Below are 21,560 nucleotides of genomic sequence, written 5' to 3'. Positions count from 1 at the left end.
CGGTGGGCTCGGCGGCGGAACCGGCTGCCGGTGCGCCCGGACAACCGGTGCCGGCAGTCGCCGTCGCGGCGGTCAGTCGACGGTGAAGACGTGGTCGCTGGCCAGCCGGGCCCCGCCGACCACCGCGGCCCGGTCCGCTAGGTCGGACAGGACGATCGGCATGGTGCCGGTGGCCACCGGCGCTGACCGGCGGTAGACCACCCCACGGACCTCGGCGAGCAGGATGTGCCCGAGCCCGTCCGGAGCACCGCCGATCACCACGATGCCCGGGTTGAAGAAGCTGACCAGGCCGACGAGCACCTGGCCGAGGCGGCGTGCGGTGTCCCGGACCAGGGTCTGGGCGGCCGGGTCGCCGGCGATCGCGGCCGCCGCGACGTCCGGCACGGTGAGCGTGCCGGCCGCCGTGTTCCGGGCGGCCAGCGCCGTGGACCGACCCGAGCGCGCCGCCGCCAGCGCCGCCTTGACCAGTCCGGCATCGCCGCAGTACGCCTCGAGGCAGCCGATCTCACCGCAGACGCAGGTCGGCCCGTCCTCGTCGAGCGGTAGGTGTGCGATGTCTCCCGCGCTGCTGGTGGCTCCGCGGTAGAGCGACCCGCCGAGCACCAGGCCACAGCCGATCGCCGTACCGAGCTTCAGGTAGAGGAAGTCCTCGAAGGTGCGGCCGATCCCGGCGTGTTGCTCGCCGAGCGCGAGCACGTTGGCGTCGTTGTCGACCAGCGCCGGGCAGCCCAGTTCGGTGGCGAACGCGTCCCGGACCGGAAAGCGCTGCCAGCCGGGCAGCACGGCCGGTGCGATGGAGGTGCCGTTGTCGACCGGTCCGGGCAGCGCGACGCCGACTCCGGTGAGTTCGGCCACTCCCGACTCGGCGCGGAGCTTGCCGACCAGCTCCACGGCTCGTCCGATCACCGCCTCCGGTCCGCTGCGCACCTCGGCCGGCTCACCGGTCTCGGCAAGTACGTTCAGCTCGCCGTCGGTCACCGCCACCGTGATCCGGTCCGCCGCGATGACCACGCTGGCGAAGCGCACTCCGGCGGAGAGGCGCAGCAACGACGAGCGGCGCCCACCGCGGGAGGCGGCCGGTCCGGCGGTCTCGACCAGGCCCCGCGCGACGAGTTGGTCCAGCTCCGTGGTGAGGGTCGTCCGGGACAGGCCCAGCAGGTCACCCAGCTCCACCCGGGATCGTGGGCCGTCGCGCAACAACCGGACCAGCCGTGCCTGCTGCTGGTTCTCCGGCCGGACGAGGGCCATCACCACCACCTCCGGTCCGGAGTCTTCCATGATGGTGTTTCGAACCCGTGGCCGGCAGGGTCGGGCTTCGTCAACGGGTGTGGCCCGGTGGTGGACGACGGGTCGAGTCGGCCCGGCGACCTGCCGCCCTCGGGACACCCGGACACCGACGGGCCCGACCACCAAGGCTGGCGGTCGGGCCCGTCGGGGTGTGACTAGATGGTGCTGCCGTTGGTGCCGGAGCTGGACGGCTTGCTGCGGGGGGTGGCGGACGTCGAGCCGGTGGCCGTGCCCGACGTGCCGGAGCTCGACTTGGCCCCGGCCGTCGCCGGCGTTCCGGCGAACGTGTCGTCGGCGGGGGTGATCCCCTGGCTGCCGTTCTGGCTCAGCTTCTCGCCCAGCTTGGAGTGGCCGAGCTTGTCCTTGCCCTCGTGGTAGAGCCGGTTCGCCTGGGCCTGCGCGACACCGGCCGCCTCCTGGACGGTCGGGTGGTCGAGCACCTTGCGGCCCTGGATCACCAACTCCTCGTACTTCTCTCGGCCGGCTCGGGCGCCCAGGACGAATCCTGCAGCCAGCCCGCCAAGGAACATGATCTTTCCGCGCATGGCGGCTCCTTTCGTACCTGACGCGCCGTCGCCCCGCTCCGGTGACCCGGTGGCGGGACTGACCAGTTCGCGCCTGCGTCCTGTCATCGGCAGCTAACTACCCATCCTGCTCTCCGGTCATACCTCCTTGTGCTGCGATGGCGATTTATCCCTTCAGTTCGCTTTCCGGCAGCCCGGTGCGGCTACCTAACCCCCTGGACCAAGACCCCCCGGAATCCTGTACTCTTGTGCCCGGCACGCCCGGAGGAGAGATCCGCTCCGAGCGATACTGCGGTCCCCCGTAGCTCAATTGGCAGAGCAGCCGGCTGTTAACCGGCAGGTTTTTGGTTCGAGTCCAAACGGGGGAGCTTCCTTCATCCTGACGCCCGCCGGCAAGCCGGTGGGCGTTCGCCATTCCCGGCACCCGACTGCCGGGCCGCCCGGCCCGGCTTCGGCGGCGAGACCGCGCCGTCCGGTTTACGCTGGTGGCGCGTCGATTCCTGCGTCGATCGCTTGTGGGGTGGGATGAACGGGACCGAGAAGGCCGACGTCGTCATCGCCGGCGGGGGACTGGCCGGCCTCGCCGTGGCCCGTCGCCTGCACCGCGCCGGGGTGTCCTGGCGGCTGCTGGAAGCCGGCGACCGGCTCGGCGGCCGGGTCGCCACCGACGCCGTCGACGGTTACCTGCTCGACCGCGGATTCCAGGTCCTCAACACCGCGTACCCCCGACTGGGCACCCTGCTCGACTCCGACCGTCTCGACCTCGGCTGGTTCACCCCCGGAGTGCTGGTGCGCAAGGGCGACGAGTTGCTGCGGCTGGTCAACCCCCTGCGCGTGCCCACCGGCGGGCCGGGTACCGCCCTGGCTGGCGTCGGGTCGCTGCCCGACCGGCTGCGCTTCGCCGCCCTCGCCGCGGGCTGCGCCACCCTGCCCGCCGGGCGCCTGCTCGCCGCGCCCGAGACCAGCGCCGAGGCGGCGCTGCGGCGCGCGGGCCTCTCCGACGCGATCATCGAGGAGCTGCTGCGCCCGTTCCTGTCCGGCGTTCTGCTCGACCGGGAGTTGGAGACCTCCAGCCACGTCCTGGCCATGGTGCTGCGCTCGTTCGCCCGCGGTCGGATCGGCCTGCCGAGCGAGGGCATGGCGGCGCTGCCCCGGGCCGTCGCCGCCCCGCTGCCGGCCGGGCTGATCGACCTGAACACCAGCGTCTCCGAGGTTGCCCCCGGCCAGGTACGCAGCACGGCCGGCGAGATCCGTTGTCGCGCCGTCGTCGTCGCCGTCGACCCGCCCGCCGCCACCGGGCTGCTGGGCCTGGCACCGGTCCGCATGCGCGGCTACACCACCTACTATCACGCCACCACGGAACCGCCGCTGGACGAGCCGATCCTGCTCGTCGACGGAGACCGCCGTGAAATGGTCGCCAACACGGTCGTGGTCAGCCGGGCCGCGCCCCGCTACGCGCCGGCCGGCCGACACCTGGTCGCCACCTCCGTGGTCGGCCCGTCGGCCCCGCCCGAGCCGGCCGTGCGGCTGGAACTGGCCCGGCTATACGGACGGTCCACCGCCGACTGGGAGCACCTGACCACCGTCAGGATCCCCGCCGCCCTGCCGGCCGCGCCGCCGCCACAGGGTCGGCTGCGTAAGCCGGTGGCGCTGGGGCAGGGCCTGTTCGTCGCCGGTGACCACCGCGACAGCCCGTCCATCCAGGGGGCTTTGGCCAGCGGATGGCGCACCGCCGGAGCGGTCCTGCGGCACCTTCGCCAGGGCTGAAATTCGGGACCACGGGTCCGAAGATGATCACCTATGATCCTCGCCATGCCCGCATCCCTCGCCCCGCCGGTCTTCGACGCCGCGGCGGCGTATCCCCAGGTGGCCGCCGCTCGCGGCGCGCTGGCCGCCGGCGACTGGCCGGCGCTGCGCGCGCTGGTCGAAGAGCAGGACGCGCACGGCCGGACGGTCCTGGTCGGCGAGGTCGGTGATGTCCCGGACGCCGAGGCGTTCCTCCGTAAGGTGCTCGCCGAGCAGCCGGAGGACCCGGTGGCCGGCGCGATGCTGGGGGCGCACCTGATCCGCGCCGGCTGGCGGATCCGGTCGGCCGCGCGAGCGCAGGACGTCAGCCGGGACCAGTTCGTCGCGTTCTTCGACCATCTGCGCCGCGCCGAGCAGGTGCTGATCGACGTCACCGCCCGGCACCCCGAGGACGCGGCGGCCTGGACGCAGCGGGTCACCAGCGCCCGGGGGCTGCAGCTGGGCCAGGCCGAGGCCCGGCGGCGCTACGACCGACTCGCCGCCCACCACCCACACCACCTGCCGGCCCAGAGTTCGTTGCTACAGCAGTTCTGTCCCAAGTGGAGCGGCACCTGGGAGAAGACCCACGCGTTGGCCCGCGAATGCACCGAAGCGGCGCCACCGGGCGCCCCCAACGCGGTGCTCGTGGTCGAGGCACACCTGGAACAGGCCCTCGACCACGGCAACCTGCCCGCCGCGGGCCAGTTCCTGCGCGGCCCCCGGGTGCGCGCCGAAATCCACCAGGCGGCGCAGCGCTCGATCTGGCATCCCGACTACCGCAACGGCTGGGGCTGGGTGTGGGTACGCAGCACCTTCGCCTTCGCCTTCTGCCTGATGGAGGAGTGGACGCCGGCGGCCCAACAGTTCGCCGCCCTCGGCGACCTCGGCGACGAGTCGATGTTCGGCTACCTCGGTGACGCGGTGGCGAAGTTCCAGAAGTTCCGCGACAAGGCGTACGCGAAGGGTGGCCGGCCGTGATCCAGCACCTGGAGACCGACGGGGTGCCGACCCTGCTCGCCGCCACCGGCGGGCCGATGCGCGCCGGGTTGACCTTCCGGGTCGGCACCGCCGACGAGACGCTGCCCCGCCACGGCATCACCCACCTGCTGGAGCACCTCGTTCTCGCCCCGCTGGGCGTGGCCGACTACCACTTCAACGGCGCCACCGGGCCGGTCTTCACCACCTTCCACATGCAGGGCTCCGCGCCGGACATCGCCACCTTCCTCACCGCCGTCTGCGCCAACCTCGCCGACCTGCCCACCGGTCGGCTGGAGGTGGAGAAGGGCATCCTGCGCACCGAGTGGAGCAGCCGGGGCGGCGCGCCCATCGACGACATCCCGCTGTGGCGGCACGGCGCACGCGACTACGGGCTGAGCAGCTACCCCGAGTGGGGGCTGGGCAGGCTCACCGCCGAGGACCTGCGTCAGTGGGCCGCGCGCTGGTTCACCCGGGAGAACGCGGTGCTCTGGATCGCCGGCGACCGGGTGCCCGAAGGGCTGCGGCTGCCACTGCCGGCCGGCACCCGGCAGCCGGTACCGGTCGCCTCCTCGGCACTGCCCACCACTCCGGCGTACTTCGTGCACGGCTCGCAGGCAGTGGTGCTCGACGCGGTCGTGCGGCGCTGCGCCGCCGCGAGCGTCTTCGCCGACGTGCTGGAACGCGAGCTGTTCCGGGCACTGCGCCAGGACGCCGGGCTCTCCTACACCACCACCACCGGGTACGAGCCTCGTGGCGACGGCCAGGCCCACCTGCGGGCCCTCGCCGACGCGCTCGCCGAGAAGCAGGACGCCGTGCTCGGCGGGTTCGTCGACGTGCTGGCAAAGCTGCGGGTGGGTCGGATCGAGCAGAGCGACCTCGACGCCGCGGTGGCCAAGCGGGTCGACATGTACGCCACCGCCGAGGCCGACGCCGCGCGACTGCCCGCGTACGCCTTCAACCTGCTCACCGGCGAACCGAACCGCACCATCGACGAGCACCTCGCCGACTTCAAGGCCGTCACCGTCGCCGACCTGCACGAGGTGGCCCAGGAACTCTGCGCCTCGGCGCTGCTTATGGTGCCGGACGGGACCAGTGCCGACTGGGCCGGCTTCACCGCCGCGCCCACCTCGTCGGAGTCGACCGCGACCGGCACCACCTACCACAGTCGAGACGACGACAGCCGACTGCGGATCGGAACCGAGGGGGTCAGCCGCCTCGCCGCCGGGGGCACCCTCACCGTCGGGTACGCCGACTGCGCCGCGCTGCTCGCCTGGCCGGACGGCGCCCGGCAGCTGATCGGCCACGACGCGATCGTGCTGCACATCGAGCCGACTCTGTTCGACCTGCGCCCGGCGGCGATGAACGTGATCGACGCCGGAGTGCCGATCGACCGGCAGGTCAACATGCCGCCCCGCCCCCCTGAGCAGATCCCACAACCACGCGCGGTGCGCGAGGCCCACGAACACCTGGCCCGCCCGAAGCGGGCCTGGTGGGAGGTGCTGCTGATGGTGCTCAGCGGCCTCGCCACCCTGGTGGTCGGCGGGCTCACCCTGCTGCTCACCCTCGGCATGTTCATCAGCCCCACCGCCGAGGAGGACAAGGGCCTGTTGTGGGGTGTGGTCGTGGTCGGCTGGCTGCTCACTGTTATCCTCGCGATGCCCATCGTGCTGCTGGCACGGGGGCGACGCCGGTGAGGAACAGCCATCGACGCTGGCCGGTGATCGACTGGGCGGGATAAGATCCGGCCCGGTACCGGGGCGGTAGCTCAGCCGGTTAGAGCAGGGGACTCATAATCCCTCGGTCGCGGGTTCGAGCCCCGCCCGCCCCACCACGGATACTCGCTGAGTCCGCAGCCGCACGCCCTCCGGAGATCCGCTTCAGCGCTATCCGCCGCGCTTCTCCTTCGCGCGGAAGTGCGCGCACGGCTGCTCGGCGTGCCAGCTGCTCCCCACCAGGGCGACGGGGTAGTCGATCTCTCTGACCTGGTGATCGCCGGTCTCGACCGAGAATCGCATCGACAACAGCTCACCCCCGAACGCGGTGGCGCATTCGAGGCGCAGCTTGACGTCGATCACGTCGGTACCACCGGGGCGTAGCAAGCGGGACCTGCCGGTGTCACTGACCAAAGCACCCGGTGCTTGCCCAGTCGCCGCACGAACCGTAATCGGTGCCTGGCCAGCGTTGGTCACTGCCAGTTGCCCGTCCAGCTGGAGAACGCCGTCGACGTCCGAACCCCCGCCAGCGATGGATACGGGGAAGGCCACGAGTGCGACCGAAGCATTTCGCTCCCGCTCCTCCTGCGAGTCCCGCAGCTCGTGTACACCAAAGCCACCAAGCACCGCGCCGACGACAAAGGCAGCGACGAGCCGGACACCCATCTTCCGTCTAGCCAGGAGGCGGTCGGGCACCACGCTGCCCGCCGCCGTCGACTGATGGTTCTGCTCATCCAGGTCGATCACTTCACGCCCCGTCGACATGGTGCCAGCCTAGGGCGTCCCTGACAGCACGTCGCCGGTCGTACAGCCACCTGTGCAGCCAAGGTGCACCACCGACGCCGACGCCGGCCGGACCGCTACGGGCGGGATGACACCCGGCCCCTGTTCTGAGATCCCTCGGTATTCAGCGTTGCTATCTACCGGTACCTAGTGTTACCGTCTACCAGTAGTAAGCGTCGCTGGGTAGCGAGGGGATGATGGCATGGGCAACCAGATGACAGAGATGCTGAAGGGCACTCTCGAGGGCATCGTCCTGGCGATCCTGAGCCGCCGATCCGCCTACGGCTACGAGATCACCGCGTGGCTGCGCGACCGCGGATTCTCGGACATCGCGGAAGGCACCATCTACGCGCTGCTCGTCCGCGTCGAGCAGCGCGGGTTCGTGGACGTGGAGAAGGTTCCCTCCGAAAAAGGGCCCCCGCGGAAGGTGTATTCGCTCAACGCGAAGGGGCGAGACCAACTCGCCGAGTTCTGGAGGACGTGGAGCGTCCTCGCGGAACGCATCGAGCAACTCCACCACAACGACAACCAACACGACGGAGGAGCATGAGCATGGCTGCGAAGTGGATCGAGACGCTCGTCGGGTCGCTCGAGCAGAAGAAGCAGTACAAGCGGCACATGGCCCGAATCGAGGCCCTGCCGGAGCCCTATCGCGGCGCGGCCAAGGCTCTTCAGCGGTACTTCATGTACCACGGAGGGATCCTCGACGGCGACACGCTCATCACGATGCTCGGCGACTTCGTCGACCTCTGGGAGCGTGCGGTTGCCGACGGAACGCCGGTCCGCGCAATCGTCGGCGACGACCCGGTCGAGTTCGCCGAGACGTTCCTGCAGGCCTACTCCGGCAAGCAGTGGATAGACAAGGAACGCGAGCGCCTCAGGAAGGCGATCGACGCCGCCACCAGCGACAACGGTGAGGGAAAGCGATCATGACCACCACGACGCGCGAACCTGCGATCAGGGTGCGGGCCATCACGAAGTCCTACCGCGACCTGCACGTGCTGCGGGGCGTCGACCTCGACGTGGCAGCCGGGAGCATCTTCGCTCTGCTCGGCTCGAACGGCGCCGGAAAGACCACGCTGGTGCGGATCCTGTCGACGCTGCTGAAGGCGAACACCGGCACCGCGACCGTCAACGGCTTCGACGTCTCCTCGGCCCCGGGCGACGTGCGCAAGTCGATCAGCCTGACCGGCCAGTTCGCCGCGGTCGACGGAGTGCTCACCGGCAGGGAGAATCTGGTCCTGGTAGCGAGGCTCCGCCACCTGAAGAACCCGGGTGCGGTCGCTGACGACATGCTCGCCCGTTTCTCGCTCACTGCTGCCGGGAACCGCCGGGCGGCGACGTACTCGGGCGGCATGCGCCGGCGGCTGGACATCGCGATGAGCCTTGTCGGCAACCCGCCGGTCGTGTTCCTCGACGAGCCGACCACCGGCCTCGACCCGCAGGGCCGCATCGAGGTCTGGCAGACGGTGAAGCAGCTCGCCAAGGACGGCACGACCATCCTGCTGACCACCCAGTACCTCGACGAGGCCGAGCAACTCGCCGACCGGATCGCGATCCTGCACCAAGGCACGATCATCCAGAACGGCACCCTCGCCGAGCTGAAGCGGCTCCTCCCGTCCGCCAAGGTCGAGTACGTCGAGAAGCAGCCGACCCTCGAGGACGTCTTCCTCGCCCTCGTCGGCGGCACCGGTGACACCGGCGACGAGGTCGCGATGTCCGCAGGAGAGGAACCCCGATGACCGCCCACGCCCTCAGCGACACCGGAACCCTCACCGGCCGCTCCCTGCGTCACATCCTCCGCAGCCCGGACACCATCATCACCACAGCGGTCACCCCGGTCGCGCTGATGCTGCTCTTCGTGTACGTGCTGGGCGGTGCCATCAACACCGGATCCGACGGGTCGTACATCAACTACATGCTCCCGGGCATCCTGCTCATCACCATCGCATCCGGCATCGCCTACACGGCGTACCGCCTGTTCCTGGACATGCAGGGCGGCATCTTCGAGCGCTTCCAGTCGATGCCGATCCCACGGCCCTCCGTGCTCTGGGCGCATGTGCTGACCTCACTCGTCGCCAACCTGGCCTCGCTCGTGATCGTCACCGGCGTCGCACTGATCATGGGGTTCCGCACCGGCGCCTCCGTAGCCGACTGGCTCGCCGTCGCCGGCATCCTGATCCTGTTCACCCTCGCCCTCACCTGGATCGCCGTGATAGCGGGACTGTCCGCCAAGACCGTCGACGGCGCCAGCGCCTTCAGCTACCCGCTGATCTTCCTGCCCTTCATCAGCTCGGCGTTCGTCCCCACCGACTCGATGCCCGGCCCGGTCGCGTGGTTCGCCGAGAACCAGCCGGTCACGTCCATCGTGAACACTCTCCGCGCGCTGTTCGCGCAGCAACCCGCCGGCGACGACATCTGGATCGCCCTCGCCTGGTGCGCCGGCATGCTCGTGGCCGCCTACGCCGCCGCCACAGCGATCTACCGCAAGAAGATCAGCTAAATCGATCGCAACGTGACAGCGCCGCATCCGCATGGATGCGGCGCTGTCCCCTGCGCAGTGCCGCTGCGGCGGACCCACCCGGTCAAGGTCGTCGAGGTTGACCGTCAGCGAGGTGCCGCGGCCGGATCGCCGTCCGGCGCGCGGCACGGTCGAGGACGGCGACGACCAGGGCATGTGGCACGGTGAGCGCCGCGATGAGCATCAGGGCGGTCGCCGCCGACTCGGGCCAGTCGGCGGTGAGCCAGAGCACGGCCAGCACACCGAGCGCGGCCAGGCTGGGTAGCGCGGCCTGCCGGGCCAGCCGCCGCAGTGGGCGGGCCAGCCGGCCGGCGGCCAGGTCTGCCGCGTTGGACGGGTCGGCGGCCAGCAGCCGGGCGAGGTGCCGGGGTGCGTGCCAGCCGCCGAAGTACGCCCCGAACGCCGCCAGCGGCGGCACCACCAGGACCAGCGCCAACAGCAGGGCCAGCTCGGCGGCCAGGGCGTGGTCGCCGCGCCGCCAGCACCGTACGCCGGCGACGACGGCGAGGACGGTCACGGCGGTGACGGCCGCGCGGGCCGGGCCGGGGGGCAGGCCGCCGGAACCGGCGGAGAGCGCCGCGACCAGCGGGGCCACCTCGGCCCGGTGCGCCGCGAGGGGCAGCAGCACGAGCGTCGTACCGAAGGCGGCGGCGGTGAGCGGGTCGATGCGGGACGGGCGGCCGGCGCGGAAGTCGGTGAAGGCCGTCTCACCCGTGCCGAAGTGGGCGGCGGAGAGCAGCAGGAAGGCGAGCAGGGCCGGCCCGGGTAGCGCCCGAAAGGCCAGGAAGACCGCCACGACCAGCGCCGCGTAGCCGGCCGCGAGCAGTGCCACGCGCGGTGCCCGCGGGCCGAGTACGAACCGGGGTACGAGGTGGTCCAGCGCACCGTGCGGAATGCCGACGACCAGGCCGGCCACCAGCAGAGCCGGGCCGGCGTCGCCCCAGCCGCCCGGCACCACCAGCTCGACGGCGAGCGTGGCGCCGACCACGGCCCGGGACGCCACGACGGCTACCCGGGCCGGTAGCTGATCTCCACCCGCCCACACCAGCGGACCATATAGCCTCATTTGGGACGAAAGCAGTGATCTGGCGGGAGTGCCGTGAACTTTGAGAACTTGTTCGACTACAACGTCGACCAGTACACGATCGTCTCGCATGTGCTGACCCTCGGCTATGCGGTGATGGCCGCCGGCCTGGTCTACTTCCTGCTCACCCGGAACACGTCCGGACGGCGTTACCAGCTGGCCTCGACGCTCTCCGCAGTCGTGATGATCTCCGCGTTCTTCGAGCTGTGGGTACTGGCCCAGCGCTGGTCCGAGGCGTTCGACTGGACCGGCACCGCGTACGTGGGCAGCGACATCCTGTTCAGCAACGGCTACCGGTACATGAACTGGTCGATCGACGTGCCGGTGCTGCTCATCCAACTGCTGGTGGTACTCGGCATCACCGGCCGGGCGTTCCACCGCACCTGGGTGCTCTTCGTCGTCGGTGGGCTGGCGATGATCTACACCGGCTACGCCGGCCAGTTCCACGAAGTCGACCGGTCGGCGCCCTTCTGGATCTGGGGCCTGGTCAGCACCGCGTTCTTCGTGCTGCTGCTCGTGCTGGTCTACCGGGTCATCTTCGGCAACCTGCACCGGCTGCCCATCTCCGCACGGCCGATCGCCAAGGCGGTGTGGTGGCTGCTGCTGATCTCCTGGCTGCTCTACCCCGGCGCGTACCTGATGCCGGCCATGTGGGACTCCGCCGACGGCGTCGTCGCCCGACAGATCACCTACACCCTCGCCGACATCACCTCCAAAGTGGTGTACGGCGTCCTGCTCGGAGTCATCGCGCGCAAGGTCAGCGTCGACGAGGGGTACGGGCCGGCGATCGAGGAGGACGTCGCCCAGCCGCGTGGCGGCCTCACCTCGACGACGTGAGGTCCGCTCCACGAGGTCGAGCACGCGTCGCGACGAGGCGGGCAACCGGCCAGTCCTGATCAGCGGCTGCTCCGCCGGGTATCGGCGTTGCTGGCACGCCCTCCGCCGTACCGCTCGCAGGTCGCGAACGGGCGGTACGGTAACCCGTCGATGCGGGGTGAGCCGATGAAGGTCAGGATGCTGCCCGCCGTCGTGGCGGCGCTGCTGGTCGCGGCCATGCTCGGCGGTGACCGGGGGGTGGGTGGCGCAGCCCAGCTGCGCCTGGACGTGACACCGGCCGCCGCGCTCGCCGACGAGCCGGTCCGGGTACGCGTCGGCGGTCTGGCCGCCGGTGAGCGGGTGGTCGTCTCCGCCGAGGCCGAGGACCACACGGGGCAGTCATGGCACGCGTCAGCCACCTTCGTGGCCGACGCCACCGGCACCGTGGACGTCTCCCAGGACGCCCCCGTCGAGGGCTCGTACTCCGGGGTCGACCCGATGGGGCTGTTCTGGTCGATGGAACCGCTCGCCGGTGACGCCTCCTACTTCGCGCCGGTCTGGCCGCACCTACGGCGCGACTTCCCGGTGTGGCTGTCGGCCGCCGGTGGCGGCCGGGAGCCGGCGAGCGTCACCGTACGCCGGGACTGGACAGCCGGCATGGTCTCGTTCACCGAGCTGTCGCCGGCGGCCGACGGCGTACGCGGGATGCTCGTACTGCCGCCGCCGGACGTGCCGCGACGGCCCGGTGTGCTGTGGTTCGGTGGCTCCGAGGGCGGCATCGGCGGGCGGTACGACGCCCCGTTGCTCGCCTCCCGTGGGCATCCGGTCCTCTGTCTGGGCTACTTCGGCGCGCCGGACCTGCCGGGCAGCCTGCATGACATCCCGCTGGAGTACTTCGCCAGCGCCGCCGGCCTGCTCGCCCGGTACTCCGGCGGTGAGGTGGCGGTGGTGGGCTACTCGCGCGGCACGGAGGCCGCCTTGTTGCTGGCGCAGCTGCACCCCGACCTGGTACGCGCCGTCGTCGTGTACGCGCCGAGCAGCGTGGTCCACGCGGGCTACCCGTACACCGGAGCGGCGGCCTGGACGCACGACAGCCGCCCTGTCCCGCGTGGACCGATCCCGGTCGACCGGATCGACGGACCGGTGCTGGCGATCACCGGAGCGGACGACCAACTCTGGGACGCGGCCACCTACACCGCCGAGCTGATGCTGGCGCTCGGCGACCCATCCCACCGCGCGCTGGTCTATCCGGACGCGGGTCACGGTGTCGGCACCTTCCCGTACCTGCCGTCGGAGACGGTGCACCAGGGGCGGACCGGCACGCAGACGCACGGCGGCACCCGCGCGGGCGACGCCGCCGCCCGGCTGGACGGGTGGTCGCGGGTCCGCACCTTCCTCGCCACGGTCTGACGGCCGTTCGTCGCCCGGATCCGCGCCGAAACCCTCGGGTGGGGCTGCCGCCTCCAGTGGCGGCAACCCCACCCGGTCAACGCGCCGGTCGAGGACTCTTCGGCAGGTCGAACTGGTCGGCGCGGCGGCAGTCGCGCTGGTTGCCGATCGCGTCCGGCCCCAGCCGGTCGAGCACCGTCCGGGCCTGCTGCCGGCCCAGGTTCCAGGCGTACCACGGGTCCGGCTCGGCCAGGTCGTCGGCGATCCAGCTGAGCGTGCACCGACGTACCGGATCCGGCAGGGCGGACAGGGCGGGGGTGGCGTCCGCGGAGAGCGCCCGCAGATACCAGGCGTCGATCCGGCCGGTCTGCTCGTACCGGGCGACGTTGCGGCGGGCCGCGTAGTCCTCCGGGTTGAGCGCCGCCAGACCCAGCAGCATCACCACCGCGAGCGCCGCGGTCACGCCGGGGATCCAGCCGCCGCGCCAGCGTAGGCCGGCCGCCAGGATCATCAGGAAGACGGCGCCGAGCAGCAGTTCGAAGGCCATCACGAAGATCCGTTCGCCGGTGAAGCTGTAGACCTTCTGGTAGGTGTACATCCGCGACAGCGCCGAGACCACGACGACCACGCTCAGCGCGCTGAGCAGACCCAACAGGATCCGCAGCAGTACGCGGTCCGACCCCCGATCCCGGCGGGCCCACCGGGCCACGCCGCCGAGCACCGCCACGGTCAGCACGGTCACCACGACCAGTTGCCAGAAGCCACTGCGGGCGTACTCGGCGTAGCTGAGGCCGGTGGTGGCCAGCACGTGCCGCTGCCCGCCGAAGAGCACGGTGAACTGCACGGCGACGAAGCCGCCGAACAGGGCGGTCAGGGTGGCGATCGGCGGCGCCCACTCGACCAGGCTGAGGCTGCGCGCCGTCGGCCGGTCCACCGAGGTCAGATCGGGCGGGGCGGCGATCGTGTAGACCGCCGCCACGGCGACCAGGGCGCCCACGGCGGCCAGGAACAGCCAGCGGAACACCCCGCTCACGCTGATCTCCGGAACGACGGCGCCGAGCGCCTGCGAGAACGCGGCGTCGGCGGAGGAGAGCAGCGTCCCAAACACCACCAGGACCACCACGGTGGCGACGACCGAGCCGACGACCCGGCGCGCGGTCCCGGAGTCGCCGCCGGGAGCCCGCACGTGGGCACGGACCCAGGGCAGCCCGCGTACCGCCGCGATCGGGGCGGCCACCAGGCTGAACAGGATCGACCGGACCCGCCGGCCACCGACGATCGCCAGCGCCGCGCAGCCCAACGCCCCCAGTACGCAGAACGTGACCAGCCACCAGGCGTTGCGGAAGGCGAGCACGCCGAGCAGCGCCAGAGCCGCAGCGGCCCAACCGGCTCGGATCCACCGTTGTGCGCGGGGCATCTCGGCGGTGTGGCGCCGTACCGCGACGGTGACACCGGCGGTGAGGATCAGCCAGCCGAGGAGCCAGCCGACGCCGGTGCGGCCCAGCGGCGTGAAGGCGGCCACGCCCAGCGCCCCCACCAGGACGGCCAGTGGAGTGGCCCGGTCCCGGGCTGGTCCCGGTCCGGGCCACGCCCGGTCGAAGAACGACGTCTGCGGCGGCAACGGTCGGAAGGAGTACGGCGAGCCGGGCGGCGGGTAGCCGCGCGGGCCGGCGGCTGTCACCGGCGGCCCGAGCCGGTTCCCGGCCGCCGACCGAGCCGGGCTTGTCGCGCCGGCCGGGCTTGTCGCGCCGGCCGGGCTTGTCGCGCCGGCCGGGCTTGTCGCGTCGGCTGGGCTTGTCGCGTCGGCCGGGCTTGTCGCGTCGGCCGGGCTTGTCGCGTCGGCTGGGCCGGTCGAAGCGCTGGCGGACGGGGTCGCGGTCTCCGTCGGTACACCTTGCGGTGCCGGTGGGGTCGTCGCCCGGTCGTCCGCTGTGGTCACGGCGGTGGTCACCGTGACGTGGGGTGCGCCGGTGGTGGCGGCGGTGGCCGCCTCGGGTGGTCGGGTTGGTGTCACCTCGGCTTTCCGCGGCGACGGCAGCGTCGCGCGGGCTGCTTCGATCGGGGCGGACACCGTGGCCGGCTGCCCCGAGACGGCGGCGCGCGTCGTCGTCGGGGCGTCCGGACCGGCGGTGCTGGCCGGGCCGGTGGTGCTGGCCGGGCCGGTGGTGCTGGCCGGGCTGGTGGTGCTGGCCGGTTCCCCGGGCGCGAGCAGTGGGAGGAAGATCGCGTAACCCCGGGTACCGGGCGGGACGGTCACCGGGATCGCCCAGGCCGGCTGGTCGGCCGGACCGGGCCAGACGATGGACTGCAACTCCTCGGCAGGCGGCATGACCAGCAACTGGGGGATCATCGCGGCCGGTTCTGCCGGGGCAGCGCCGGATGCGGCAGTGACCTCGTCGGGTTCGCCGGTGCCCGGGGAATCCTCGACGGGTGGCGGCTCGGACACCGCGCCCTCCTAGATCGACAGGTTGCCGTCACTCTAGGGCTGGTCACCCTTTCGCGTTGTCCCTTGTCCCTTGTCGCTGGCCACGAACGCCGCCCCGGTGTCCCCGCCCCACAGGCAGGTTAAGAAGGGGCCCCTTTACTACGCCAGGCGTTAATAGGGGGCCCTTCCTTTCATCCGGGCGTGCCGGCGCCGCGGTCGTCGAGGACGAGCGGGGCGCGGCCGTGGACGGCGTACCGGATGTGGGTGACCTTCGGGGTGGGTACCACGCGGGTGGGGGTCAGCTCGATCGCCTCGAAGTCGTCGAGGCCCAACTCGGCGTCGAACAGCGCAAGTCCGGTGCCGAGCACGACCGGCACCACGTGCAGTTCCAACTCGTCGAGCAGGCCGGCGCGCAGCACCTGCCGGACCAGGCTGCCGCCGCCGGCCACCGCGACGTCCTTGCCTCCGGCCGCCTCCCGGGCCTGGGCCACGGCGCTGGCCACCCCGTCGGTCACGTAGGTGAAGCTGGTGCCGCCCTGGCGTAGCAGCGTCGGGCGGGGCCGGTGGGTCACCACGAAGACGGGGGCACGGAACGGCGGTTCGTCGCCCCACGGCACCTCGCCGCCGTCGGCCATCCGGCGCCCCATCACGTACGCGCCGGCCGCGGCGAACGACTCGGCGATGATCTCGGAGTCGGTGTCGTCCCGGCCGCCGGCGAAGCCCTGCCGTTCGCGCCAGGCCATCGCCTCGGTTGCCCAGCGGGTGACCCGGAAGAAGCCGTGGCTCTCCGCCGACTGCATCCAGTCGCCGTCCCCGTCGTGCCGTGGGCCGGCGTAGTGGCCATCCAGTGACACCGACAGCTGCGCGGTCACCTTCGTCATGTCCGTTCCTCCAGGATCCGGGGGCATCCGCCACGGGTGCCCGCTCGCTGGTGGATCGGAGCCGATCCAACCGCTTCTACCGGATCTCGTTGTGATCCAGGTCACTCGCTGCGGCGGCCCGGCGGAGCAGGTGTCGCCGTTCCGGGTCGTTGCCGGCGAGACTCGCCGCGGCCCGCCAGGCCACCACGGCGGCGGCCCGGTCGTCGGCCAACTCGAGCAGGTGGGCGCGCACGGCGTGCAGTCGATGGTGGCCGGCGAGCAGGCCCGACTCCACCTCGGCCAGCAGCGCCAGCCCGGCGGCCGGCCCGTGCACCATGCCCAGCGCCACCGCCCGGCTCAGCGTCGCCACGGGGTTGGGCGCGAGTCGGTCCAGCACCTCGTAGAGGGCGAGCACCTGCGGCCAGTCGGTGTCCTGCGCGGTCGGCGCCTCGGCGTGCACCGCCGCGATGGCCGCCTGCACCTGGTACGGGCCCGGCGGCGAGGTGGCCAGGCTCTGCGCGACGAGCGCGGTTCCGGTGTCGATCGCCGTCCGGTCCCACCGTCCGCGGTCCTGCTCCGCCAGCGGCACCAGTTCGCCGTCCGGCCCGACCCGTGCCGCCGCCCGGGCCTCGGTCAGCAGCATCAGCGCGAGCAGACCCGCGGTCTCACCGTCGTGCGGCAGCCGGTCATGCAGCCGTCGGGCCAGCCGCAGCGCATGCTGGGTCACCTCGGCGCGGCGCAGGTCGGGACCGCTGCTGGCGCTGTACCCCTCGTTGAACATCAGGTACAGCACCTGGCGGACCACGGCCAGTCGCGGGCCCCGTTCCTCCTGCGGTGGCAGCGCGAACCTGGCGTCTGCCTCCCTCAGCCGTTGTTTGGCCCGGGAGATCCGTTGCCCCATGGTCTTCTCCGGTACCAGGAACGCCGCCGCGACCTCGGCGGTGGTCAGCCCGCCCACCGCGCGCAGGGTCAGCGCCAGCTGCGCGGGCGGGGGCAGCACCGGATGGCAGCAGAGCAGGAACAGCTCCAGCAGGTCGTCGCGGGGCGGCTCGGCGTCCGGTGGTGGGGCGACCAGCGCGTCGCGCGGGGTGGCGTCGAGCATCGCGCGCTCCCGGTGGACCCGAGCGGCCTCGGTGCGCACCTGGTCGACGTAGCGGCGGGCGGCCACGGTGTGCAGCCACCCTGAGGGATGTTCCGGAACGCCGTCGTGCGGCCACCTCTCGACGGCGGCGACCAGCGCCTCCTGCACCGCGTCCTCGGCCCGGGTGAAGTCGCCGTAGCGGCGTACCAGCGCGCCGAGCAGTTGCGGCGCGAGCCGGCGCAGCAGTCCGACGGTGGCCTCGTCGAGGCTCAGTGCGGTGCCCCGTCCTGGGTCATCAGCGGCCAGATCTCAAGGCCGCCGCCGATGCCGATGCCGAGCCGCAGCCCGGGGTACGACCGGGCGATCTCCAGCGCCCGCTGTTCACTGTCGACGTCGACCACGAAGTACGAGCCGACGTACTCCTTGGCCTCCAGGTACGGCCCATCGGTGATCACCGGGACGGCGTCGACCATCCGTACCGTCCGGGCCCGGGTCTCCAGGCCCTGCGAGTCCACCAGCTCGCCGGAGGCGCGCAGCGCCTCGTTGAAGGCGTCCACCTGACCGATCAGCGTGGCCAGGTCACCCTCGGGGAGGCTGCCCCAGACCTCTTCGTTGCCGTAGATCAACATCAGGTATTTCACGTTTCATCTCCATAATGGTCAAGGTGTACAAAAACAGACAGGACGTCAGGCCCTGCCCCGACGCACTGTTGTAGCAGGTAGAGGGGCTGCGGATGGCGGGCCACGGCTGACTCTCCGGCCGTCGACCCGCCGTGCCAGCGGCACAACCGCTGGTCGTGGCGACCGAGCCAGGAAGGAGCCGCCATGGCCGCTCCCACCGTCACCGCCTCACTCAACGCGACCAGTTTCGCCCCCGGTGCCCAGATGTTGCTCACCATCACCTACGGCGACCTCGACAACAAGACCCTGACCGTCACCGTCGTGGTCACCGACACACAGGGCAACAGCAGCGCACCGGTCAAGGTCAGCGCGGTCATCGACCCGCTCGTCGTCACCGTCACCGACACCTCGGGGCGCGCCTGGACCCGGGTGTCGGACAACGGCTCGGTGGCCGTGTACCGGGCGGTGGCGTGATGTCCCGGGTCACCGTAACGGTTCGTGACTCCGCCGGGCAGGCCGCCACCGCCGCCGCCAACTACACGATCCTGCCGCCGGTGCTCGGCGGTTACTACCTCTCCGGTGGCGCGGATCCGACGGCCGACATGGCCGGCGGCAACTTCCGGTCGCTGACCCAGTACCGCAGCTTCGCCGACGGCTATGTCTTCCCCGGTTACAACCGACCGTGGCTGGTCACCCTCGGCCGGTCCGGGGTGCTGCTCAACATGGTGCTGGAGCTGAAGCACTACGGTGCGCCCGACACCGGGCCGCAGACATTCGTCGTGGACGGCGTGACGCACACCGTGCCGGCACCGACGATGACCATCCAGCAGCGTCCGGGCACGGTCTGGCCGAAGGCGTACGGGTACGGCCAGGTCCTGGCCGGGCAGTGCGACGGGTTGTTCGCCCGGGCGCTGTCGCAGTACCGGACGATGGGTTTCGGGGTGAACATCCAGCTCGCCTCAGAGTTGGACACCGACCACGAGTTCGGCACCACCGAATCCGGCAAGGCGTACACCTGGGCGGAGTCGGACGGGCGAGCCGTGCAGGCGATGACGTACATCGTCGACTGGTTCAGGGCCAAGGCGCTGCCGCAGGGCACCACCTTCTCGGTCGGCCTCGGCGGTTTCGACCGGGACTGCTTCCGGCGCACCCACCCGGAGTCGCTGATGACGCGACTGGACCACCTCCAGTGGAACGTCTACGCCACCAGCCCCGGGCACACCGCCCTGGACCGGTTCCGGCGGACCAAGGACTGGGCGGTGGTCGATCTCGGCCCGGTGGCGCTGTCGCGTCCGGTGCTCATCGCCGAGTGGGGCGTGCGGGTGGCCGAGCTCCCCGACCAGGCGGGCTGGATCGCCACGGTGCCCCCGGCGATCGCCCGGCTCAACGCCGAACGGGGGCCGTTCATCGCCCGGACGAACTACTTCAACTCCGGCTGGGGCGCCCTCAACCCGAAGGTGACCGGGTTGGCCGCGCTGCGGGCCGCGTACGCCCGGCCCCCGTACGCCTGATCCGGCAAAGCCCGCCCGGTCCGGGATTTCCCGAGCCGGGCGGGCTTTGGCGTGCCTCGGCCGACCGGTCGCATTCGTCGGCCGTCGGCCCAGGCGTCTTGACAGCAGGGCCACCCTGGTTGCATGGTTAGTTACATGAGTAGTGAACCGGCCAACCAGGGCGGCGAGTCGGGATGGTGGACGTGATGGAGGAAGGCCGGCCGATCTTTCTCCAGATCGCGGAGCTGCTGGAGAACTCGATCCTGGACGGCACGCTCGCCGAGGAGGACCAGGTGCCGTCGACGAACGAGCTGGCGTCCTTCCATCGGATCAACCCCGCGACCGCCGCCAAGGGGGTCAGCAAGCTGGTCGACGACGGAACCCTCTACAAGAAACGAGGAATCGGCATGTTCGTCTCTCCCGGCGCCCGCGCGCAGCTGCGCGGCCGGCGCCGCGACGAGTTCGCCCGGCAGTACGTCCGACCGCTGCTGGCCGAGGCACGCAAGCTCGGCATCGACCCGGCGGAACTCAAGAACATGATCGACACCTGGGAGGAGGGCCGATGAGCCCCGTCGTCACCGTCACCGACCTGACGAAACGCTACCGAGACGTCACCGCGCTGGACGGGATCAGCTTCTCGCTCACCGAGAACCGGATCCACGGCCTGCTGGGGCGCAACGGCGCCGGCAAGACCACCCTGATGCAGATCCTCACCGCGCAGAACTTCGCCACCAGCGGGGACGTCGCCGTCTTCGGTCAGCATCCGTACGAGAACGAACGGGTGCTCTCCCGGATCTCCTTCATCAAGGAGAGCCAGACCTACCCGTCGAACCTTCGCGTGTCGCACGTCCTGCGGGCGGGCGGCCTGGTCCACCCGGGCTGGGACGAGGAGTTCGCCCAGCGGCTGATCGACGTGTTCCAGTTGCCGCGGCAGCGCAACGTCCGCAAGCTCTCCCGGGGCATGCTCTCCTCGCTCGGCATCGTCGTCGGGCTCGCCTCGCGGGCCCCGCTGACCTTCTTCGACGAGCCCTACCTCGGCCTGGACGCCGTCGCCCGGCAGCTCTTCTACGACCACCTGCTGGCCGACTACACCGAACACCCCCGCACGATCGTGCTGTCGACCCACCTGATCGACGAGGTCAGCGACCTGATCGAGCACGTGCTGTTGATGGACCGGGGCCGGCTGCTGCTCGACGTCGAGGCGGAGGCCCTACGCGGCCAGGTGGTCACGGTCTCCGGCCCGGTCGCCGCGGTCGACGAGTTCGCCCGCACCGGCGCCGAACTGCACCGGGTGCTGCTCGGCGGGACGGCCCGGGCCACCGTACGCGGCGACTTCGGTCCGGCCGCGCCCGACCGCGCCCGGTCCCTGGGCCTCGACCTCGAAGCGTCCTCGCTCCAGGACATCGTCGTCCGATTGACCACGTCGAAGACCGGCCACGCACCGGGCGCCGGCGGTGCCGGCGCGACCAACGAGGAGGCTGCCCGATGAACCGCGCCCTGACCGTCGCCCGGCTCCAGTTCGTCGACTGGCCCAGCGTGGTCGCCTGGCCCTGGGGGATCCTGGCGCTCAGCTTCGTCATCAACCTGGCGCTCTTCGCCTCGATGAACGAGAACGTCGACGTCGAGCCGACCACCGGTGGCCTGCTCAGCATCTACGTCGTGATGTTCGTCGCCTGCGTCAGCTCGATCACCCAGGACTTCCCGTTCGCGATCGGGTTGGGCATCTCACGCCGCAGCTTCTACCTGGGCAACGTGCTCCAGTACGTCGGCCAGGCGATCGCTTACGCGGCGGTGCTCTACCTGCTGGCGATGGCCGAGCAGGCGACCGACGGCTGGGGCATCGACCTGCGCTTCTTCGGGCTGCCCTTCCTTTGGGTGGAGCACCCGGTGCTGCGGTTCCTCGGTTTCGCGATCCCGTTCCTGCTGCTCGGCTTCCTCGGCATCGCCATCGCCGTGGTCTTCAAACGCTGGGGGGTCAACGGCATGCTCACCCTGAGCACGGTCGCGCTGGTCGGGCTCGGCGGGCTCGCCGTACTCGCCACCTGGCTGCGCTGGTGGCCGGCGATCGTCGGCTGGTTCGCCGACCAGTCGGGGGCGGCCCTGCTGGTGGGCTGGCCGGCGCTGCTCACCCTGCCGCTCGCGGTGCTCAGCTACCTCGCCATCCGACGCGCGCAGCCCTGACCGAGGGCCACCGACGACCGGTGA

22 protein-coding genes and 2 tRNA genes are annotated in these 21,560 nt (G+C 71.4%); 16 read left to right on the top strand and 8 right to left on the bottom strand.

Annotated features, from left to right (window positions below; translation table 11 throughout):
- Nucleotides 1-72: 72 nt before the first annotated feature.
- Both BMY89_RS22040 and BMY89_RS22035 read right to left on the bottom strand, forming a co-directional pair.
- Complete coding sequence (locus tag BMY89_RS22040) at nt 73-1,248, bottom strand: ROK family transcriptional regulator (protein WP_092382057.1); 1,176 nt, start codon at nt 1,246-1,248, stop codon at nt 73-75.
- A 194-nt stretch (nt 1,249-1,442) separates the two neighbouring features.
- Nucleotides 1,443-1,832, bottom strand: a complete 390-nt coding sequence (locus BMY89_RS22035) for a hypothetical protein (RefSeq protein WP_092381936.1) — start codon at nt 1,830-1,832, stop codon at nt 1,443-1,445.
- A 274-nt stretch (nt 1,833-2,106) separates the two neighbouring features.
- Between BMY89_RS22035 and BMY89_RS22030 the strand changes: the two genes are divergently transcribed.
- From BMY89_RS22030 to BMY89_RS22010, 5 genes are all read left to right on the top strand, one after another.
- Nucleotides 2,107-2,179 (top strand) — tRNA-Asn (locus tag BMY89_RS22030).
- Between the two features lie 157 nt (nt 2,180-2,336).
- A complete protein-coding gene (locus BMY89_RS22025; protein ID WP_092381935.1) occupies nt 2,337-3,578 on the top strand; it encodes an NAD(P)/FAD-dependent oxidoreductase in 1,242 nt (413 codons plus the stop codon).
- A gap of 45 nt (nt 3,579-3,623) precedes the next feature.
- Nucleotides 3,624-4,574, top strand: a complete 951-nt coding sequence (locus BMY89_RS22020; RefSeq protein WP_092382056.1) for a tetratricopeptide repeat protein — start codon at nt 3,624-3,626, stop codon at nt 4,572-4,574.
- A complete protein-coding gene (locus BMY89_RS22015) occupies nt 4,571-6,268 on the top strand; it encodes a M16 family metallopeptidase (protein WP_092381934.1) in 1,698 nt (565 codons plus the stop codon). Before BMY89_RS22020 ends, BMY89_RS22015 begins: the two co-directional genes overlap by 4 nt.
- Nucleotides 6,269-6,328: 60 nt before the next feature.
- Nucleotides 6,329-6,405: transfer RNA gene (locus tag BMY89_RS22010), tRNA-Ile, on the top strand.
- Nucleotides 6,406-6,457: 52 nt separating this feature from the next.
- Here BMY89_RS22010 and BMY89_RS22005 read toward each other — a convergent pair.
- On the bottom strand, nt 6,458-7,051 hold the full coding sequence (locus tag BMY89_RS22005; RefSeq protein ID WP_111313817.1) for a hypothetical protein: 594 nt from the start codon (nt 7,049-7,051) through the stop codon (nt 6,458-6,460).
- A 220-nt stretch (nt 7,052-7,271) separates the two neighbouring features.
- Between BMY89_RS22005 and BMY89_RS22000 the strand changes: the two genes are divergently transcribed.
- The 4 genes from BMY89_RS22000 to BMY89_RS21985 are packed head-to-tail and all read left to right on the top strand — an operon-like array spanning nt 7,272 to nt 9,572.
- The gene (locus BMY89_RS22000; RefSeq protein ID WP_092381932.1) at nt 7,272-7,619 is read left to right on the top strand and encodes a PadR family transcriptional regulator; all 348 of its coding nucleotides are present in this window, start codon (nt 7,272-7,274) and stop codon (nt 7,617-7,619) included.
- Between the two features lie 2 nt (nt 7,620-7,621).
- Nucleotides 7,622-8,002, top strand: a complete 381-nt coding sequence (locus tag BMY89_RS21995) for a DUF1048 domain-containing protein (protein ID WP_092381931.1) — start codon at nt 7,622-7,624, stop codon at nt 8,000-8,002.
- Nucleotides 7,999-8,811, top strand: a complete 813-nt coding sequence (locus BMY89_RS21990; protein WP_092381930.1) for an ABC transporter ATP-binding protein — start codon at nt 7,999-8,001, stop codon at nt 8,809-8,811. Before BMY89_RS21995 ends, BMY89_RS21990 begins: the two co-directional genes overlap by 4 nt.
- Nucleotides 8,808-9,572, top strand: coding sequence for an ABC transporter permease (locus BMY89_RS21985; RefSeq protein WP_092381929.1), 765 nt, complete (start codon nt 8,808-8,810; stop codon nt 9,570-9,572). Before BMY89_RS21990 ends, BMY89_RS21985 begins: the two co-directional genes overlap by 4 nt.
- Nucleotides 9,573-9,654: 82 nt before the next feature.
- Here the strand turns inward: BMY89_RS21985 and BMY89_RS21980 are convergent, their stop codons facing one another.
- Nucleotides 9,655-10,635 carry a Brp/Blh family beta-carotene 15,15'-dioxygenase gene (locus BMY89_RS21980; RefSeq protein ID WP_170147681.1) on the bottom strand — a complete coding sequence of 327 codons (981 nt, stop codon included), beginning with the start codon at nt 10,633-10,635 and terminating at the stop codon, nt 9,655-9,657.
- Nucleotides 10,636-10,689: 54 nt separating this feature from the next.
- Here BMY89_RS21980 and BMY89_RS21975 point away from each other — a divergent pair, with 54 nt between their 5' ends.
- Both BMY89_RS21975 and BMY89_RS21970 read left to right on the top strand, forming a co-directional pair.
- Nucleotides 10,690-11,511 carry a bacteriorhodopsin gene (locus tag BMY89_RS21975; protein WP_092381927.1) on the top strand — a complete coding sequence of 274 codons (822 nt, stop codon included), beginning with the start codon at nt 10,690-10,692 and terminating at the stop codon, nt 11,509-11,511.
- A gap of 165 nt (nt 11,512-11,676) precedes the next feature.
- On the top strand, nt 11,677-12,900 hold the full coding sequence (locus tag BMY89_RS21970) for an acyl-CoA thioesterase/bile acid-CoA:amino acid N-acyltransferase family protein (RefSeq protein ID WP_092382055.1): 1,224 nt from the start codon (nt 11,677-11,679) through the stop codon (nt 12,898-12,900).
- Nucleotides 12,901-12,976: 76 nt separating this feature from the next.
- On the opposite strand, the gene BMY89_RS21965 is transcribed toward BMY89_RS21970, so the two are convergent.
- The 4 genes from BMY89_RS21965 to BMY89_RS21950 form a co-directional block, all read right to left on the bottom strand.
- The gene (locus tag BMY89_RS21965; RefSeq protein WP_232521486.1) at nt 12,977-15,325 is read right to left on the bottom strand and encodes a DUF4153 domain-containing protein; all 2,349 of its coding nucleotides are present in this window, start codon (nt 15,323-15,325) and stop codon (nt 12,977-12,979) included.
- 170 nt (nt 15,326-15,495) lie between these two features.
- Nucleotides 15,496-16,185, bottom strand: a complete 690-nt coding sequence (locus BMY89_RS21960; protein ID WP_092381926.1) for a dihydrofolate reductase family protein — start codon at nt 16,183-16,185, stop codon at nt 15,496-15,498.
- Between the two features lie 76 nt (nt 16,186-16,261).
- Nucleotides 16,262-17,518 carry an RNA polymerase sigma factor gene (locus BMY89_RS21955; RefSeq protein WP_092381925.1) on the bottom strand — a complete coding sequence of 419 codons (1,257 nt, stop codon included), beginning with the start codon at nt 17,516-17,518 and terminating at the stop codon, nt 16,262-16,264.
- Nucleotides 17,515-17,886, bottom strand: coding sequence for a YciI family protein (locus tag BMY89_RS21950; protein WP_092381924.1), 372 nt, complete (start codon nt 17,884-17,886; stop codon nt 17,515-17,517). The genes BMY89_RS21955 and BMY89_RS21950 overlap by 4 nt, the downstream gene beginning before the upstream one ends.
- Nucleotides 17,887-18,069: 183 nt before the next feature.
- On the opposite strand from BMY89_RS21950, the gene BMY89_RS21945 reads away from it, so the two are divergent.
- The 5 genes from BMY89_RS21945 (at nt 18,070) to BMY89_RS21925 (ending at nt 21,536) form a co-directional block, all read left to right on the top strand.
- A complete protein-coding gene (locus tag BMY89_RS21945) occupies nt 18,070-18,339 on the top strand; it encodes a hypothetical protein (protein WP_092381923.1) in 270 nt (89 codons plus the stop codon).
- Nucleotides 18,339-19,376: a hypothetical protein gene (locus tag BMY89_RS21940; protein ID WP_092381922.1), complete on the top strand. Its 1,038-nt coding sequence runs from the start codon at nt 18,339-18,341 to the stop codon at nt 19,374-19,376. The genes BMY89_RS21945 and BMY89_RS21940 overlap by 1 nt, the downstream gene beginning before the upstream one ends.
- Nucleotides 19,377-19,549: 173 nt before the next feature.
- A complete protein-coding gene (locus BMY89_RS21935; RefSeq protein ID WP_232521485.1) occupies nt 19,550-19,921 on the top strand; it encodes a GntR family transcriptional regulator in 372 nt (123 codons plus the stop codon).
- Nucleotides 19,918-20,844 carry an ABC transporter ATP-binding protein gene (locus tag BMY89_RS21930; RefSeq protein WP_092381921.1) on the top strand — a complete coding sequence of 309 codons (927 nt, stop codon included), beginning with the start codon at nt 19,918-19,920 and terminating at the stop codon, nt 20,842-20,844. Before BMY89_RS21935 ends, BMY89_RS21930 begins: the two co-directional genes overlap by 4 nt.
- The gene (locus BMY89_RS21925) at nt 20,841-21,536 is read left to right on the top strand and encodes a hypothetical protein (RefSeq protein ID WP_092381920.1); all 696 of its coding nucleotides are present in this window, start codon (nt 20,841-20,843) and stop codon (nt 21,534-21,536) included. The genes BMY89_RS21930 and BMY89_RS21925 overlap by 4 nt, the downstream gene beginning before the upstream one ends.
- Nucleotides 21,537-21,560: the final 24 nt, after the last annotated feature.

The organism is Micromonospora phaseoli, assembly GCF_900109115.1.
Classification (GTDB): Bacteria; Actinomycetota; Actinomycetes; order Mycobacteriales; family Micromonosporaceae; genus Micromonospora; species Micromonospora phaseoli.
The sequence above is the reverse complement of the archived record's forward strand: the minus strand, read 5'-3'. Positions and strand labels throughout refer to the sequence as shown.

Excerpts from the sequence above, each read along its gene's own strand:
- BMY89_RS22040 (WP_092382057.1), bottom strand. The coding sequence starts at position 1,248 with ATGGCCCTCGTCCGGCCGGAGAACCAGCAGCAGGCACGGCTGGTCCGG.
- BMY89_RS22035 (WP_092381936.1), bottom strand. The coding sequence starts at position 1,832 with ATGCGCGGAAAGATCATGTTCCTTGGCGGGCTGGCTGCAGGATTCGTC.
- BMY89_RS22025 (WP_092381935.1), top strand. The coding sequence starts at position 2,337 with ATGAACGGGACCGAGAAGGCCGACGTCGTCATCGCCGGCGGGGGACTG.
- BMY89_RS22020 (WP_092382056.1), top strand. The coding sequence starts at position 3,624 with ATGCCCGCATCCCTCGCCCCGCCGGTCTTCGACGCCGCGGCGGCGTAT.
- BMY89_RS22005 (WP_111313817.1), bottom strand. The coding sequence starts at position 7,051 with ATGTCGACGGGGCGTGAAGTGATCGACCTGGATGAGCAGAACCATCAG.
- BMY89_RS22000 (WP_092381932.1), top strand. The coding sequence starts at position 7,272 with ATGGGCAACCAGATGACAGAGATGCTGAAGGGCACTCTCGAGGGCATC.
- BMY89_RS21995 (WP_092381931.1), top strand. The coding sequence starts at position 7,622 with ATGGCTGCGAAGTGGATCGAGACGCTCGTCGGGTCGCTCGAGCAGAAG.
- BMY89_RS21990 (WP_092381930.1), top strand. The coding sequence starts at position 7,999 with ATGACCACCACGACGCGCGAACCTGCGATCAGGGTGCGGGCCATCACG.
- BMY89_RS21985 (WP_092381929.1), top strand. The coding sequence starts at position 8,808 with ATGACCGCCCACGCCCTCAGCGACACCGGAACCCTCACCGGCCGCTCC.
- BMY89_RS21970 (WP_092382055.1), top strand. The coding sequence starts at position 11,677 with ATGAAGGTCAGGATGCTGCCCGCCGTCGTGGCGGCGCTGCTGGTCGCG.
- BMY89_RS21960 (WP_092381926.1), bottom strand. The coding sequence starts at position 16,185 with ATGACGAAGGTGACCGCGCAGCTGTCGGTGTCACTGGATGGCCACTAC.
- BMY89_RS21945 (WP_092381923.1), top strand. The coding sequence starts at position 18,070 with ATGGCCGCTCCCACCGTCACCGCCTCACTCAACGCGACCAGTTTCGCC.
- BMY89_RS21940 (WP_092381922.1), top strand. The coding sequence starts at position 18,339 with ATGTCCCGGGTCACCGTAACGGTTCGTGACTCCGCCGGGCAGGCCGCC.
- BMY89_RS21935 (WP_232521485.1), top strand. The coding sequence starts at position 19,550 with ATGGTGGACGTGATGGAGGAAGGCCGGCCGATCTTTCTCCAGATCGCG.
- BMY89_RS21930 (WP_092381921.1), top strand. The coding sequence starts at position 19,918 with ATGAGCCCCGTCGTCACCGTCACCGACCTGACGAAACGCTACCGAGAC.
- BMY89_RS21925 (WP_092381920.1), top strand. The coding sequence starts at position 20,841 with ATGAACCGCGCCCTGACCGTCGCCCGGCTCCAGTTCGTCGACTGGCCC.